Origin of the sequence: Mycobacterium sp. D16Q13, assembly GCF_002013375.1 — a bacterium.
In the GTDB taxonomy this organism is placed as follows: domain Bacteria; phylum Actinomycetota; class Actinomycetes; order Mycobacteriales; family Mycobacteriaceae; genus Mycobacterium.
In genome coordinates this window covers 54840-70019 of record NZ_MAEW01000023.1, presented here as the reverse complement: position 1 = coordinate 70019, position 15180 = coordinate 54840, and the positions used below count along the sequence as shown (strand labels likewise).

Genomic DNA, 15180 nt, shown 5'->3' with positions numbered 1-15180 from the left:
CGAACCGCGCCTATTGCGCGCATCCGATTTACTTCAGTCGTCTTCGGTGGCCCAGAAATGGCGTGGCTGGCCGGACCACTTACCCTGCAGCCACCACAACACCTCGATCACCACGGCGGCCGCGATGCCGATGCCCAGCGCGGGGCCGGTGACCGCCAGATTGCTCGGATCAAGCATGAATGTCTTTCGCGCCAAGGGAATCGCAAAAATCACCGCGTAGCCCAGCCCGGAGCATGTCACCAGCGCCACCCGCCACCACCGATAAGGGCGAGCCACCACCGCAAGTACCCACACCGCCGCTACCAGCTCGGTGATCAGCGCAGCGGTCGACGCCTGCGTGCTGTTGCCGGTGACGTGCAGAATCTGACGAGCCAACAGGTAGGACAGGAACGTCGCGACGCCCACCGTCACACCTGACGGAATTGCCGACATCATCACCCGGCGCACGAATCCTGTCTGTGCGCGTTCGTTATTCGGCGCCAACGACAGGATGAACGCCGGGATACCGATGGTGAACCAGGCCGCGATGGTGACGTGAATCGGCTGGAACGGGAACGGCACCGCGCCGTAGTGGAAGACCTTCGAGCCCAGCCCCGCAAGCCCCACCGTCAGCGCCAGCAGCACCGAGTACACCGTCTTGGTCAGAAACAGGTTGGAAACTCGTTCAATGTTGCCGATAACGCGCCGACCCTCGGCAACCACATAGGGCAGGGTTGCGAATTTGTTGTCCAACAAGACAATCTGAGCCACCGCGCGTGAGGCGGAGCTACCGGCACCCATCGCGACACCGATATCGGCGTCCTTGAGCGCGAGCACGTCATTGACGCCGTCACCGGTCATCGCGACGGTATGGCCATGCGATTGCAGAGCCTTGACCATCGCCCGCTTCTGGTCGGGCCGTACCCGCCCGAAGGTGGTCGCATCCGCAAGAGTGTCGGCCAGCTTGTCGGTATCGGTGGGCAGGGTGCGCGCGTCCACGGCGGCGCCGGAGAGCCCCAGCGTCTGGGCCACAGCGCTCACCGAGACCGCGTTGTCGCCGGAGATCACCTTGATCGAGACATGCTGGGAAGCAAAGTAATCAAGGGTGTCGCGGGCATCGGGGCGGATCTTCTGCTCCAACACCACCAGTGCGCGCGAGGTAATCGCACCGGGCGCGTGGGCGTCGTCGACGGACAATTCCGCCGAGGCGAGCAACAGCACCCGCAGACCCCGGGATCCGATCTCCTCGGCGGTGGTGGCGACGGGGTCGGCCGGATCAAGAAGTACATCGGGGGCGCCGATCACCCAGTTGCCATACTCGCCGTAGGAGGCACCGCTCCACTTCTTGGCCGACGAAAAGGGAGCGATCGCAGTCGATTTCCAGCCCGGCGGGGAGTCGTACGCCTCCGCGATGGCGGCGATGCTCGCATTGGGTCGCGGATCATCGGCCGCGAGTTGCGATAGCGCCGTCAATGCGTCCGCATGATCACCGTCGGCGCCCAGTTTCTTCACATCCGAGAGCCGCATGCCGTTCTCTGTGAGGGTGCCGGTCTTGTCGGCGCATACCGTGTCCACTCGAGCCAGACCCTCGATGGCGGGCAGCTCCTGCACCAGGCATTGGCGCCGCCCCAGTCGAACCACACCGACCGCGAAGGCAATTGACGTCATCAACACCAGGCCTTCGGGCACCATCGGGACCAGCGCGCCCACCATGCGAAGCACCGATTCCTGCCAACTGTCATCTGTGGTGAACAGCTGGGTGTAGATAACCAGCGCGCCCGCGGGCAGCAGTAGGTACGTGATGAACTGCAGAATCTTGTTGATGCCATTGCGCAGTTCGGAATGCACCAAGGTGAACTTCGAGGCTTCCTCAGCCAGCTTGGCCGCGTAGGCCTCGCGCCCGACCTTGGTCGCCCGATACGCACCGCTGCCGGCGACCACGAAGCTCCCCGAAAGCACGGGGGAACCAACGGTCTTATCGATGGGATCGGCCTCACCGGTCAGCAGCGACTCGTCGACCTCGAGAGCGGCCTCCTCGATGACCTCGCCGTCCACCACGATCTGATCGCCGGGCCCCAGCTCGATGATGTCGTCGAGAACCACGTCGTTGGGCGCGAGCGCCATGGCCGCACCGTCGCGCCGCACCACCGGCCGGGTCTGGCCGACAATGGCGAGCTTGTCGAGCGTCTGCTTGGCGCGTAGCTCCTGAATGATGCCGACGGCGCTGTTGGCAATGATCAGCAGGCCGAACGCGCCGTTGATGACTGAGCCGGTAGACAGCACGATGATCAGCAGCACACCGAGGATCGCGTTGATACGGGTGAAGACATTGGCTCGCACGATGTCCGACACACTGCGTGCCGCACGAGACGGGACATCGTTGGTCTTCCCCTGCGCTACGCGCTCAGCGACCTCGGCGGCGGTCAATCCACCCGACGTCAACTCCTCGATCGTTGCCACCCCTGCACAGTAGCGACCGGCGACCGCCTGGCACGGCCGCCGAGGGCGAACACCGCACGATTATTTGGGCCGATCATCCTGGCGTGATCGCGGCGAACGCGGGTAATGTCAGGTGGTATGACATCAAACGAGCTGCCGGACTGGGACGCCTCATACCAAGGTAAGAGCGAGATCTTCCAGGGTGAGCCGCCGTGGAACATCGGCGAGCCGCAACCCGAGCTGGCCGCGCTGATCGAGGCCGGCAAGTTCCACGGCGACGTCCTCGACGTCGGATGCGGGCACGCCGAAACCTCGCTGCGGCTGGCCACACAGGGACACACCACCCTCGGCCTTGACCTGTCCCCCACCGCGATCGAGGCGGCACGGACCGCGGCCGCCGAGCGCGGCCTGACCAACGCCAGCTTCGAGGTCGCCGACATCACGGACTTCTCCGGTTACGACGGTCGTTTCAACACCATCGTCGACAGCACGCTGTTCCACTCCATCCCCGTCGAAGCGCGCGAGGGCTACCAGCAGTCGATCTCTCGTGCGGCGGCACCGGGCGCGTCGTACTACGTGCTGGTCTTCGCGGTGGGCGCCTTTCCGCCCGGCATCGGCCCCAACGCGGTCACCGAGGACGAGCTGCGTGCGGCGGTCGAGCCCTACTGGGTGATCGACGAGCTGCGCCCGGCGTTTATCCACTCAAACATCCCGGCCGTCATTCCGGGTGTCGACTTCCAGATGCCCGTATTCCACAAGGACGAGAAAGGCCGCAACAAGCAGCCCGCGTTCCTGCTCCAAGCGCACAAGGGCTAAGAAAGACGCCACCAGCCGTCGGGGGCGGCGGGCCGCTGCGCATCGGCCCGCTGCCCGGGCTTGGGCACCACGACCGTGACACCCTGCTCGCCGGCGGCGGTAAGCACCCGCTCGATCGGCTCGTCCCACGGATGCAGTGCCAGGTTGAACGTCGCCCAGTGAATGGGCAGCAATGGCGCCTGAGAGGTCGCGAGATCCCGGTGAGTTTGGACGGCCTCTTCGGGATTCATGTGGATATCCGGCCACTGGGTGTTGTAGGCCCCGACCGGCAACAGGGTGAGATCAAAGGGCCCGTAGGTATCGCCAATGACCTTGAACGCCTTGGTGTATCCGGTGTCGCCACCGAAAAACACCTTGTTCCTGGGCCCGGCGATGACCCAGGACGCCCACAACGTGGTGTTGCGGGCAAGTGATCTGCCCGAGAAATGCCGGGCCTGCGTGCAGGTGAGCGTGAGCTTTCCGAGCTGATGGCTCTGATCCCAATCGAGCTCGATGACCCGTGCCGGCGAGACACCCCAACCGCGCAGGTGCGCCCCGACCCCGAGTGGCACCACGAACACCGCGTTCTGGCTGCGGGTCAACGCGATGATCGAGTCCATATCGAGATGGTCGTAGTGGTCATGACTGATCACCACGGCGTCCAGCGCGGGCAACGCCGATAGCTCCAGGGGCACCGGATGCTGGCGGTGCGGCCCTACGGCACGGGAGGGCGAGCAGCGGTCGCTCCACACCGGATCGGTGAGCACCCGATAACCATCAACCTCCACGAGCACACTGGAATGCCCGAACCAGGTAACCGCTAAATCCGCTGGTGGACCGGCAAGTTCGGGGACCACCAGAGGCACCTCCCCCTTGGGGCTGCCAGCACCCTGCCGTGTCAGCAGTCCGCGCAACAGAGAAGTCGGATCCGCATCGGGGACAAACTGCCGCGCCGGCTCGGCGTTATGGAAGGAACCGTTCCGGTATTGCGCCGATCCCTCGGCAACCTCGGCGATGCGTTCCTTGCTGGCGCCCAACGTCCGCGGGACGTCACGCAGGGCGCGACCGATCCACGTCGACGCAAGAGCTGCGCCGGCGCCAACCCAGAGCGCCCGCATGCTCAGGCTCCCTGAAAGTTGGGAGGACGCTTCTGGATTCGTGCGACCTGAGCCTCGATGATGTCTTGGCTGCTCCAGGCTTTGTCGAACAACACCTTGTGCTCGGGCAGCTGATCCTCGAACGCGCCGTCGTCGTTGAGCACGCGCTTGGCGTGCTTGAGGGCCAGCGGCGCGAACCCGGCCAGCTCGGCCGCCCACGCCTGCGCGTCGGCAAGCTCTCCGATGCGGTTGGCCATTCCGGTCTGGAAGGCGGCCTGTGCGTCGAGTGGCTCGGCGGCCAGCAGCATGCCACGCGCACGCCCGTATCCGACCAATGAGGACAGTCGGCGGATGCTCCAGTTGTCCAGGGCGATGCCGTATTTGGCGACCGGGAACTGGAAACGCGCGGTCTCGGAGACCACCCGCAGATCGGCCACCATCGCCAGCATGACACCGGCACCGATGGCGGGGCCGTTGACGGCGGCGATCACCGGGATGTCGGCAGCGTCGATGCTCTTGATCGAGTGCTGCCAGGCATCGGCGAACTTGTCGGGATCAGGGGCACCGCTGGAAAGGTCGGCGCCCGCGCAGAACGAAGTGCCCTGCCCGGTGACGACGATGACGCGTGCGGTTTCGGCAGCCTTGCGGACCTCCTCGGCGAAGGCGAGCGCAAGCTCGTAGGTCACCGCGTTGCGTCGTTCTGGGCGCTGCAGCTCAATGGTGGTGACGGGACCGTCGCTAGTTACACCGATCATGGCGACCACCCTAATATGGCGGCCATGACTACCGTCGCCGTGATTGGTGGCGGGCAGGCCGGGATCGCGGCGGGATACTTTCTGCGGCGGCGCGGCCTCGAGCCCGGTAGCGGATTCGTCATCCTCGATCACTCCCCCAGCCCGGGCGGGGCATGGCAGTTCCGCTGGCCCACGTTGACGCTGGACAACACCAACCGCATCTATCAACTGCCCGGACTGCCCTTCGACGAAACGGGCACCATCAGGGCGTCCACCGCCATGCCCCGGTACTTCGACGAGTACGAACACCGGTACGCCCTGGACGTCCACCGGCCCGTACACGTGCGGGAGGTGCGGGCCATTTCGGGCGGGTTCTCACTCGGGACATCCGCGGGCGAGTTCACCGTCCGTGGATTGATCAACGCGACGGGGACCTGGGACAAGCCGTTCGTCCCCTTTGTTCCGGGCTCGTCCACCTTCGAGGGACGCCAGCTGCACACCCACGACTACCGCACACCCGGGGAGTTCGCAGGCCAGCACGTGCTGGTGGTTGGCGGCGGGGTGTCCGCCGTGCAGTTACTGGCCGAGATATCGATGGTCACACGCACATCGTGGGTGACCCGGCGCGAGCCGGAATTCGTCGCTGATTTCACCGTCGATCGGCTGCGTGCCGCGGTCGCCGGTGTCGATGAGCGGTCGCGCCGCGGGGAACCGCAACGCTCGGTGGTGTCCGCGACCGGACTGCCGTGGACGCCGGAGATCGCCGAGGCGTCACAACGCGGGGTGCTTGCTCGCCGGCCCATGTTCAGCCACATCACCCCGACCGGGGTCGCCTGGGCCGACGGCAGCTCACTGGATGTCGACGTGATCCTGTGGTGCACCGGATTCCGGCATGCACTGGATCACCTGGCACCGCTGCGCCTGCGCAACGGTCGCGGCGGCATCACGATGACCGGTCGGCTGCTCACTCAGGTCGCGGGACGGCCCACGATCCACCTGCTGGGATACGGGTCCTCGGCCAGCACCATCGGCGCCAACAGGGCGTCGCGCGCCGCCGTTGCGGAGCTGATGAACTATCTAGAAGGACGTGCTGCCTGAGGGCTGCAGCACGAAGCCGTGCTTCTGATCGCCCATGCTCACCTGGCAGGCGGTCAGACTGCCCGCGCCCACAGCACACGTGACGTTGCCGTAGGTGAGTTTCTGCCCGACATTGAGGACGGGCGCCTCGGGTTTGGTGCCGCAGGACCAGGCACCCTTGCTGATCTCGAACGCGCCATCGCCCTTCTGCGCCACAGTGCCCATCGGACACGTCCCCACGCCCGGAATGTTCACACCGCCCAGCCCCGGCACATTAGCGCTCGCACCACCGACACCCGGCACGTTCGGCGCACTCTGCGCATCCCCGGGAATCCCCGGCACAGCACCGTCGCAGCTCAGGCGTTGACGTGAGGTGGGCGTGATGTTCGCCGAGGCGCGGAACATGCAGCCGATTCCGTCCGGGGTCGAGAAGTGGATCGAGCGAACCGAGGAGTTCTCGTTGGTCACGAAGTACCCGTCGGGCGCCACGGCGGCGAACCCATTCAGATCGGGGAATGCGGGATCGGCGTGAGCGACAGCCGCACCCTCGGAAAGCAGCCCCAAACCAAGCACGGCGCATACGCCAGCAACGTAGGAAACCAGCTTTACAGGTACTGTTTTTGACATTCGCAAGCTTTCGGTATGGGACGCCGGATTATCAGCTTTCATGATACTGGCGACTCACGGGACAGCACCGGTGTCGGCAGATGGAAGGTTTTGAGCGCTGCATCGGGCAAGATGGCAGGCATGCCTGATGGACTTCGCGCAAGCGGCTCATCACAAGATGCCGGGCACGCCTCCCCGCGCGTGTTAGTGGTCGATGACGACGCCGATGTGCTCGCCTCGCTGGAGCGTGGCCTGCGTCTCTCCGGTTTCGAGGTGAACACCGCCAGCGACGGCGCCGAGGCGCTGCGCTGCGCCACCGAGCATCGTCCGGACGCGATCGTGCTCGATATCAACATGCCCGTGCTCGACGGTGTCAGCGTCGTCACAGCGCTGCGCGCGATGGACAACGACGTGCCGGTGTGCGTGCTGTCCGCGCGCACCTCGGTGGACGACCGGGTCGCGGGCCTGGAGGCGGGCGCCGACGACTACCTGACCAAGCCATTCGTACTCGCCGAGCTGGTAGCGCGGGTGAAAGCGCTCTTGCGCCGCCGCGGCGCGGTGGCCACCTCGTCCACCGAAACCATCACAGTCGGCCCCCTTGAGGTCGAGATCCCCGGCCGGCGTGCGCGCATCAACGGTGTCGAGGTCGACCTCACCAAGCGCGAGTTCGATCTGCTGGCCGTGCTGGCAGAACACAAGACCGCCGTGCTGTCCCGCGCCCAGCTGCTGGAGCTGGTGTGGGGATACGACTTCGCCGCCGATACCAACGTCGTCGACGTATTCATCGGCTACCTGCGCCGCAAGCTGGAGACCAGTGGCGCGCCTCGGCTGCTGCACACCGTGCGCGGCGTCGGGTTCGTGCTGCGGTCGCAGTAGTTCTGTATGACCACTCCCAGCAAGCACCGCAGCCAGCGAATCACCGACCTGGCGTACCGACTGCTGGAGAGACCCATGCGGGTCTTCTCACTGCGCACCCTGGTCGCCATCGCCGCGCTGGGCGTCATGGTGCTCGTCGTCACGCTCGGAACCTGGGTGTGGCTGGGTGTCGAGGACGACCAGAACAGCCAGCTGGACCGCCGGCTGGACTCGGTGTCCAGCCTCGGCGCCGTCTCGAGCCTGCTGAATTCGGTGATCAGTTCGGAAGGGAAGATCGACACCCCCGACGGCCTGGTGCTCACCGCCCGCGTCGCCGGGCTGACCAAGTCCATCCCCAGTGAAGTGGAATTGCCACTCCTGGAGCCCGGCTATGCCAACACCACGATCAACGGCGTCGAATACCGGGTCCGCTCGTTCATCGCCCCAGGCAACATCCCCGTCGCGGTCGGCGCTCCGATCGCCGAGACACAGCGACAGATCGACCGGTACCACATCCGCATCCTCGCGATCTGTGGCGGCGTACTGATCGGGACCGTGATCGTGGGCTGGGTGATTTCCCTCATCGTGGTGAGTCCCTTCCGGCTGCTGGCGCAGCAGGCCCGCCTGATCAACGCGCAATCCAACCCCGATGACGTGAACGTGCGCGGCGTACGCGAGGCCGTCGAGATCTCCGAGGCGGTCGAGGGAATGCTCGAACGCATCAACAACGAGCAGGAAAAGACCAAGGCCGCCCTCGAAACCGCGCGCGACTTCTCCGCGGTGGCCTCCCATGAACTACGCACCCCGCTCACGGCGATGCGGACCAACCTCGAGGTACTGTCCACACTCAACCTCAGCGAGGACCAGCGCGCCGAGATCCTCGAGGAAACCGTACGCACTCAAACCCGCATCGAGGCAACGCTTTCCGCGCTCGAGAGACTCGCACAGGGCGACCTGACCACCGAGGATGACCACGTACCGGTCGATATCACCGAGCTACTGGACCGCGCCGCGCACGATGCCGACCGCAGCTTTCCGAATGTCGAGGTGTCCCTCGTCCCCTCGTCGACCATCTTGATGTTGGGGCTGCCCGCGGGGCTGCGGCTGGTGATCGACAATGCGATCAAGAACGCTGTCCGGCACGGCGGCGCGTCAGAGGTTCGCCTCTCGGCGATCAGCACGGTGCACGGTGTGGAAATCGCGATTGACGACAACGGCACCGGCATCCCCGAAGCCGAGCGCGAGGTCGTCTTCGAACGGTTCTCACGCGGCTCAACCGCATCGCACACCGGTTCCGGATTGGGCCTGGCGCTGGTCGCTCAGCAAGCCGAACTCCACGGTGGTACAGCGGCTTTGGAGTCCAGCCCGTTGGGAGGCGCAAGACTGGTCCTGCGCCTCCCCGGGCATTAGTCCTAGCGCGCGCCGAGCAGGTCGATCACGAACACCAGCGTCTTGCCCGACAACTGGTGCCCGGCGCCTGCCTCGCCGTACGCCTGCGCCGGCGGCACGGTGAGCTGACGACGTCCGCCGACCTTCATACCGGGAATGCCGTCCTGCCAGCCCTGGATGAGTGCGCCGAGCGGGAACTCGATGGACTCGCCACGGTTCCACGAGCTGTCGAATTCCTCGCCGCTCTCGAATTCGACTCCGACGTAATGAACGTTGACGACAGATCCGGGCGCGGCCTCGGCGCCGTCACCGACGGTGATGTCCTTGATGACCAGTTCGGTGGGCGCTGGACCTGGCTGAAAATCAATCTCGGGTTTCGTCATGCCAGCAGCGTATCGTCCCGCCTCCGGTGGGCGGCCAGGCTGCTCACCGCGCGTTCCACCTTGCCGTCCACCCCGCGACTCTCTTGCGCGACGGCCGATGTCATGGTGGCGGTCAGTCGTACCCGGTCGGCACGGAACAGGTCATAGCTGTACTCGAACGGACGCCCGTCCGTGCTACGGGTTACCCGCGTGATGGCCAGCAAGGGCCTGCGATGGGGCACGTCAAGCCATTCGGCCTCACGCGGATTTGCACTCACCACTTCGATCGTCTCTGTCGACGAGTCGGCGATCAATCCGTAGCGCAGCTGACACAGCTCGTACAGGGATCCGCCGAGCGGTTGTTCCAGCAAGTCCGGAACCAGCTCGGCAGCGAAGCACGCATTGTCGACAGAGAGCGGCACCCCGTCTGCGTAGCGAAGCCGCCGCACATCGAAAACCTCTGCCCCGTCCTCGATTTCAAGAGCAGATCGCTCGGTAGGGGTGGCGGGCCGCCGGGATGTACCCAGCACCCGAGTGTCGCTCGTGTGGCCACCGATATGCAGCCTGGTGGGCAGGCCAACCAGCTCGGCGACATTGCGCTGCACCACATCGGCTCGCACGAAGGTGCCACCGCCACGGCCGGTGTGACGCTCCAGGATGCCGGCGCGACTCAACGGCACCAAAGCACTGCGCACGGTCGCACGCGACACCGCGAATCGCTCGGCCATCTCGCGCTCGGACCCCAACCGCGAGCCCGGGTGCAGCGTGCCCTGCGCGAGCATCGACAGGATTCGACGCCGCACGTCTTCGGCTACCGGGCCGCCCTCCGACTCCTCCATCTGCTCAGTATCGCCGCAAGCGCGCCTACGGGTTAACCGCCTCCGGCGATTCGGGCAGCACCTGCCCGCCGTCGATCACGATGGCCTGACCGGTGATGTATGCGGCCTCATCGCTGGCCAGGAAGGCCGCCAGGTGCCCGATGTCGGCGGGGCTGCCCAACGTTCCCAGGGGAATCGAGCGCGCCATCCCGGCGATGTATTCCTCGCCCATATCCACCAAGCCCTCGGTGAGGATATTGCCGGGCAGGATCGCGTTCACCGTCACGCGCCGTGGCGCCAGTTCTATCGCTGCCGTCCGCATGAAACCCAACTGCGCAGCCTTCGACGCGCCATAGTGCGACCAGCCCGGATAGCCGGTGACCGGCCCGGTGATGGACGAGGTGAGGACCACACGACCCCGACCGGATGCGGTCAATGCCTCCAGACAGGCCTGCACGGCGTAGAAGGTGCCCTTGACGTTGATATCGAGCACCTCGGAGAGCTGCTCGGGGGTCATGGTGTCCAGTCGCGCCTCCGGGAAGATTCCCGCATTGGCGCACAGCACATCCAGCCCGCCGAAGGCGTCGACGACGGTTCGCACGGCATCCGCACACGAGCCCGGGTCGGACACATCCAGGCGGACACCCATGACATTACCGACACCGAGTTCATCCAAGTCCGTTGCTAGCGATTGGGTCTCATCGGAAGATCGGGCGGCAACCGCAACATTGGCCCCGGCCCGCGCGAACACGGTGGCGATGCCGCGGCCAATCCCCTTGGTACCGCCGGTCACCAGCACCGACTTTGTGGACAGATCGAACATCATGTTTCCTCTCTGCGGCCGGGTTAGCCGACTCGACGACCGAAAACTGCTTCCCGCAACCATGTCCGGTCGCCGAGGTATCGCTGTGCAAGAAGGGCGGTGCGCGCCCCGAATCCGTTACTGACCCTGATCGCCGCGTCGGCATCGGCATGCGAGGCGATCCAGGCGGTGAGCATGACCCGCCGCAGCATCACGAAAACCGGGATCATGCCGAGATGGTCCTCGGAGAGGCGGCGCACTCGCTGGTAGCCATCGAGCCATTCGGCAACCGCTACCTCCGCCTCCGGAGTGTCTTCCACCCAGGACACCACGGCGCCGAGGTCCGCCATGAACCAGGACCACCCGCAATCGTCGAAGTCGATGACCGTGATGTCAGACCCCGGCCGTGCCGGGTCAACCATAAGATTGGACAGCCTCATATCGGCATGTATCAGGCCGAATCGGTCTGGGGTGTAACCGTATTCGCCGAGCCTACGGGCCATGTCCTGCACCGCGGCGTCGATCGCCATCCGGTCCCGGTCGGTCATCCCGGGGGCCTGCCGCCAGTCACCCCAGCGCGCCCGCGGGCCGAACATCGAGTCCAGGTCCCAACGAAACCGGGTGAACTCCTGCGGCACACGCCAGTGCTGGACGTGGTCGTGCATGTGTGCGGTCAGTTGGCCGAGCTTCCCGTAACCCACAACACCGGATGTTTCCTCCGCGGTGCAGCCGGGGACATAACCCATGGCATCGACGTGCAGTGTGGTTCCGCCTACGGCGACGGCGATCACATCCGATCCATTCGCCGTCGGCACGAGTTCCGGTGTGACGACAGGAGTCTCAGTGCGAAGCGCCCGCATCCAGGCCAGCTCCGAACGAATCGCGGGCAGCGTGTGGTACCCGGGCCGATGTACCCGGAGCACGATTGGGCGCTGATCATCCACCAGATATGTGGCGTTCTCGGAAAGGCTCAACAGCCGCAACGGGGTGTGCGGATCGCGACCGTATTCCGGCAGGGCGGCGTGCGCGAACGCGCTGTGGTTCGACGGTAGTCCCGGCATGGTTTCGAGTGTGCACCATAAGCGGCCGTTGAGCGGACCAAATCGGACCATTTAACTCGAACGAACCGCAATGGACCCAGCTCGAAACATCACCGAAACCAATCCGGGCGATTTCTCTGATTTCCTTTCAACCTGGGCACTAGGACGGGTATAAATAACGCCGTCGCACCAAAGCAGCACCGTTGATCTGATCGCCCAGGCTTCGCCGGTCACGGAGAACCGGTCAAGACCAGACCAAATATGGAGAAGGGATCTTCTGTGAGCGACACCATCGACCCCACCACCACTGCCACCGAAACCACCACCGAACCTGGCGGCATGCAGCGCCTGAAACCCAATGCCGTCGGCCTGATGGGAGTGCTGTTCATGGCGGTGGCCACCGCCGCGCCGATCACCGCGATGGTCGGCAACGTGCCCATGGCGGTGGGATTTGGCAACGGGGCGTACGCACCCGCCGGATACCTGGTGGCCACCATCGTGCTCACGCTCTTCGCTGTCGGTTATGCGGCCATGTCCAGACACATCGTCGCGACGGGCGCGTTTTACGGATACATCTCGCACGGCCTCGGCCGCGTCGTCGGACTGGGCTCAGGATTCCTGATCACGTTGGCCTATATGGTCTTCGAGGCATCCTTGGTCGGAATCTTCTCGTTCTTCGCGAACGACCTCTTCCATACGTTGTTCCACGCCAACGTTCCCTGGATTGTCTTCGCGCTGATCATGCTGGCCACCAACGCGGTGCTCACCTATTTCGACCTCAATCTCGCGGCGCGGGTATTAGGTGTCTTCCTGGTGACCGAGATCTTCATGCTGTCGCTGCTGGCGCTGTCGGTGCTGTTCACCGGGGGCGGGCCGCAGGGCTGGTCTTGGGAATCGCTTAATCCCCTCAACGGCTTTCACGATCTCGGTGGAGTGGTCCATGGCCCGGCCGGCCCGATCGCGGTCGCGGGTTCTGCCGGCGTCGGCCTATTCTTCGCGTTCTGGTCCTGGGTCGGGTTTGAGTCCAGTGCGATGTATGCCGAGGAGTCCAAGAACCCCAAGAAGATCATCCCTATCGCAATAGTGACCTCAGTAGTCGGTGTGGGAATCTTCTACGTCCTCGTTTCGTGGCTCGCCATCGTGGGCACCGGCCCCGACAATGCCGTTGCGCTGGCTCAAGATTCATCGACGGCCGGTGACATCTTCTTCGGCCCGGTGCAGAGCCACCTCGGGGTGTGGGCAGTCAGCCTGTTCAAGGTGCTGCTGATGACGGGTTCCTTCGCCTGCGGCATGGCCTTCCACAACTGTGCGGCCCGCTACTTGTATGCCATCGGACGCGAGAATGTCATACCCGGGATGCGCCGGACCATCGGAGCCACTCATTCGGCTCATGGCTCACCGCACGTGGCGGGATTCGTCCAAACCGCCTTCGCCACAGTGGTGGTGCTCTTCTTCGCGCTGACCCACCGTGATCCCTACACCGGGCTCTACGGGCTGATGGCTCTCCTGGGTACGACCGCGATCCTGATCGTCCAGGCACTCACTGCTTTCGCGGTGATTTCGTACTTTCATGTACAGCGGAACCACCCGGAAACAGCACACTGGTTCCGCACCCTGGTGGCGCCGCTACTGGGCGGGCTGGGCATGGTCTACGTCGTCTACCTGCTGGCCAAACATGCCTCGTTCGCGGCTGGCACCGCGGCCAGCGACTGGATCTTCGCGTCGATTCCGTGGGTGGTCGCAGTCACCGGAATCGGCGGTATCGCATTGGCTCTCACCCTTAAGTACACCGCACCGGACCGCTACGAAGACCTCGGAAGAACCGTCCTGGAGGAGGCACCCGAACGATGAGCTTTTCCAACATCATGGACTCGAACAGCTACGCGGGGGAACACGATGATCTGGCCACCGACACACTGATCTCAGCGAGAGAACGGATGCTCGGCCCGTCATACCGGCTGTTCTACGAGCGGCCGGTACACCTGGTGCGCGGACGGGGTAGCCATCTGTTCGATGCCGAAGGCAACCGGTATCTGGACGCCTACAACAACGTGGCGAGCGTTGGCCACTGCCATCCCCACGTCGTCGAGGCGGTCACCAGGCAGCTGTCCACACTCAACACTCACACCCGGTATCTCCACGAAGGCATCGTCGACTACTCGGAACGTCTCCTTGCCACCATGCCCAGCGCCATCGACCAGGTGATGTATGCATGCACCGGATCGGAAGCCAACGACCTGGCGCTGCGGGTGGCCGAGATGTACACCGGAGCAAGGGGAGTCATCGTGACCAGCGATGCCTACCACGGAAACACCGCGGCGGTCACCGCCATCTCCCCATCACTCGGTGGGAGCTCCCTTGGATCGCACGTGCGGGTGGTACCGGCACCCGACAGCTATCGGACATCAGCGGGCGACCTGGCCGCCACATTCGCCGCTGCCGTATCGGCTGCCATCGATGAATTACGCACCGCGGATCATGGTTTCAGCTGCTTGGTAGTGGACACCATCTTTTCCTCGGACGGGATCTATCCCGACCCGTCGGTACTGGCGCCGGCCGCTGAGATTGTGCGCAAGGCAGGTGGTGTACTCATCGCCGACGAGGTGCAGCCAGGATTCGCCCGCACCGGTGAGGCCATGTGGGGGTTCATTCGTCACGGTGTAGTGCCCGACCTGGTCACCATGGGTAAACCGATGGCCAATGGCATTCCGGTTTCGGCGATGGCGGCGACTTCCGCGATTCTCGCTCCGTTTTCCCGGGAAGTACCCTATTTCAACACCTTCGGAGGAAACCCGGTCTCCATGGCCGCGGCCTCCGCCGTGCTGGATGTCATCGAAGACGAGAAGCTACAGCTGCATGCCGCAGAGGTGGGTGCGATGCTGCGCACTGAGTTGCGATCCTTAGCCTCGCGTCACGTCGAGCTGGGCGACATCCGGGGTGCCGGTCTGTACACCGGAGTCGAGATCGTCGTCGACCCCGTTTCCCGCACCCCCGACCGTGCCGGCGCGCTGCGCATCGTGAATGCGCTACGAAATCGGCGGGTATTGATCTCGGTCTGCGGCCAGGATGGCAACGTGCTGAAAGTCAGACCCCCACTGGTGTTCTCGCGATCGGACGTGGACTGGTTCTGCACCGAGTTCGAGGACGTCCTGAAAAGCGCCGTCTGATCACCGGCAGGTCGTACAGT

General features: G+C 64.7%; 14 protein-coding genes. 6 read left to right on the top strand and 8 right to left on the bottom strand.

The window, feature by feature from the left end:
* Positions 1–33: 33 nt before the first annotated feature.
* Entirely contained in the window at positions 34–2439 is a 2406-nt protein-coding gene (locus tag B4400_RS22010) for a cation-translocating P-type ATPase (RefSeq protein ID WP_078312694.1), read from the bottom strand.
* 117 nt (positions 2440–2556) lie between these two features.
* Here B4400_RS22010 and B4400_RS22005 point away from each other — a divergent pair, with 117 nt between their 5' ends.
* Complete coding sequence (locus B4400_RS22005; RefSeq protein WP_078312693.1) at positions 2557–3234, top strand: class I SAM-dependent methyltransferase; 678 nt, start codon at positions 2557–2559, stop codon at positions 3232–3234.
* Here the strand turns inward: B4400_RS22005 and B4400_RS22000 are convergent.
* The gene (locus B4400_RS22000) at positions 3231–4331 is read right to left on the bottom strand and encodes an MBL fold metallo-hydrolase (RefSeq protein ID WP_078312692.1); all 1101 of its coding nucleotides are present in this window, start codon (positions 4329–4331) and stop codon (positions 3231–3233) included. The genes B4400_RS22005 and B4400_RS22000 overlap by 4 nt on opposite strands.
* A 2-nt stretch (positions 4332–4333) precedes the next feature.
* A complete protein-coding gene (locus tag B4400_RS21995) occupies positions 4334–5065 on the bottom strand; it encodes an enoyl-CoA hydratase (protein WP_078312714.1) in 732 nt (243 codons plus the stop codon).
* Between the two features lie 15 nt (positions 5066–5080).
* On the opposite strand from B4400_RS21995, the gene B4400_RS21990 reads away from it, so the two are divergent.
* Positions 5081–6142, top strand: coding sequence for an NAD(P)-binding domain-containing protein (locus B4400_RS21990; RefSeq protein WP_078312691.1), 1062 nt, complete (start codon positions 5081–5083; stop codon positions 6140–6142).
* Here B4400_RS21990 and B4400_RS21985 read toward each other — a convergent pair.
* Positions 6122–6748: a hypothetical protein gene (locus B4400_RS21985; RefSeq protein WP_078312690.1), complete on the bottom strand. Its 627-nt coding sequence runs from the start codon at positions 6746–6748 to the stop codon at positions 6122–6124. The two genes, B4400_RS21990 and B4400_RS21985, sit on opposite strands and share 21 nt — an antisense overlap.
* A gap of 120 nt (positions 6749–6868) precedes the next feature.
* On the opposite strand from B4400_RS21985, the gene B4400_RS21980 reads away from it, so the two are divergent.
* On the top strand, positions 6869–7603 hold the full coding sequence (locus B4400_RS21980; RefSeq protein WP_078292835.1) for a response regulator transcription factor: 735 nt from the start codon (positions 6869–6871) through the stop codon (positions 7601–7603).
* A 75-nt stretch (positions 7604–7678) separates the two neighbouring features.
* The gene (locus B4400_RS21975) at positions 7679–8992 is read left to right on the top strand and encodes a sensor histidine kinase (RefSeq protein ID WP_078312713.1); all 1314 of its coding nucleotides are present in this window, start codon (positions 7679–7681) and stop codon (positions 8990–8992) included.
* Positions 8993–8994: 2 nt separating this feature from the next.
* Here B4400_RS21975 and B4400_RS21970 read toward each other — a convergent pair whose 3' ends face one another.
* Genes B4400_RS21970 through B4400_RS21955 form a run of 4 tightly spaced genes read right to left on the bottom strand, consistent with a single transcriptional unit; the run spans position 8995 to position 12014 of the window.
* On the bottom strand, positions 8995–9354 hold the full coding sequence (locus tag B4400_RS21970; protein ID WP_078292753.1) for an FKBP-type peptidyl-prolyl cis-trans isomerase: 360 nt from the start codon (positions 9352–9354) through the stop codon (positions 8995–8997).
* Positions 9351–10172: a GntR family transcriptional regulator gene (locus tag B4400_RS21965; protein ID WP_078312689.1), complete on the bottom strand. Its 822-nt coding sequence runs from the start codon at positions 10170–10172 to the stop codon at positions 9351–9353. The genes B4400_RS21970 and B4400_RS21965 overlap by 4 nt, the downstream gene beginning before the upstream one ends.
* Positions 10173–10197: 25 nt before the next feature.
* Entirely contained in the window at positions 10198–10974 is a 777-nt protein-coding gene (gene fabG, locus B4400_RS21960) for a 3-oxoacyl-ACP reductase FabG (protein ID WP_078312712.1), read from the bottom strand.
* A 23-nt stretch (positions 10975–10997) separates the two neighbouring features.
* Positions 10998–12014 (bottom strand): phosphotransferase enzyme family protein, encoded by a 1017-nt coding sequence (locus tag B4400_RS21955; RefSeq protein WP_078312688.1) that lies wholly within the window; start codon positions 12012–12014, stop codon positions 10998–11000.
* Positions 12015–12272: 258 nt separating this feature from the next.
* Here B4400_RS21955 and B4400_RS21950 point away from each other — a divergent pair, with 258 nt between their 5' ends.
* Both B4400_RS21950 and B4400_RS21945 read left to right on the top strand, forming a co-directional pair.
* The gene (locus tag B4400_RS21950) at positions 12273–13844 is read left to right on the top strand and encodes an APC family permease (RefSeq protein ID WP_078312711.1); all 1572 of its coding nucleotides are present in this window, start codon (positions 12273–12275) and stop codon (positions 13842–13844) included.
* Complete coding sequence (locus B4400_RS21945) at positions 13841–15160, top strand: aspartate aminotransferase family protein (protein ID WP_078312687.1); 1320 nt, start codon at positions 13841–13843, stop codon at positions 15158–15160. The genes B4400_RS21950 and B4400_RS21945 overlap by 4 nt, the downstream gene beginning before the upstream one ends.
* The last annotated feature ends 20 nt before the right edge of the window (positions 15161–15180 follow it).

Bases quoted from the DNA above. Each gene is read 5' to 3' on its own strand.
- B4400_RS21945 (WP_078312687.1), top strand. From the start codon at position 13,841: ATGAGCTTTTCCAACATCATGGACTCGAACAGCTACGCGGGGGAACAC.
- B4400_RS21970 (WP_078292753.1), bottom strand. From the start codon at position 9,354: ATGACGAAACCCGAGATTGATTTTCAGCCAGGTCCAGCGCCCACCGAA.
- B4400_RS21975 (WP_078312713.1), top strand. From the start codon at position 7,679: ATGCGGGTCTTCTCACTGCGCACCCTGGTCGCCATCGCCGCGCTGGGC.
- B4400_RS22005 (WP_078312693.1), top strand. From the start codon at position 2,557: ATGACATCAAACGAGCTGCCGGACTGGGACGCCTCATACCAAGGTAAG.
- B4400_RS21990 (WP_078312691.1), top strand. From the start codon at position 5,081: ATGGCGGCCATGACTACCGTCGCCGTGATTGGTGGCGGGCAGGCCGGG.
- B4400_RS22000 (WP_078312692.1), bottom strand. From the start codon at position 4,331: ATGCGGGCGCTCTGGGTTGGCGCCGGCGCAGCTCTTGCGTCGACGTGG.
- fabG (WP_078312712.1), bottom strand. From the start codon at position 10,974: ATGTTCGATCTGTCCACAAAGTCGGTGCTGGTGACCGGCGGTACCAAG.
- B4400_RS21965 (WP_078312689.1), bottom strand. From the start codon at position 10,172: ATGGAGGAGTCGGAGGGCGGCCCGGTAGCCGAAGACGTGCGGCGTCGA.
- B4400_RS21995 (WP_078312714.1), bottom strand. From the start codon at position 5,065: ATGATCGGTGTAACTAGCGACGGTCCCGTCACCACCATTGAGCTGCAG.
- B4400_RS21985 (WP_078312690.1), bottom strand. From the start codon at position 6,748: ATGTCAAAAACAGTACCTGTAAAGCTGGTTTCCTACGTTGCTGGCGTA.
- B4400_RS21980 (WP_078292835.1), top strand. From the start codon at position 6,869: ATGCCTGATGGACTTCGCGCAAGCGGCTCATCACAAGATGCCGGGCAC.
- B4400_RS21955 (WP_078312688.1), bottom strand. From the start codon at position 12,014: ATGCCGGGACTACCGTCGAACCACAGCGCGTTCGCGCACGCCGCCCTG.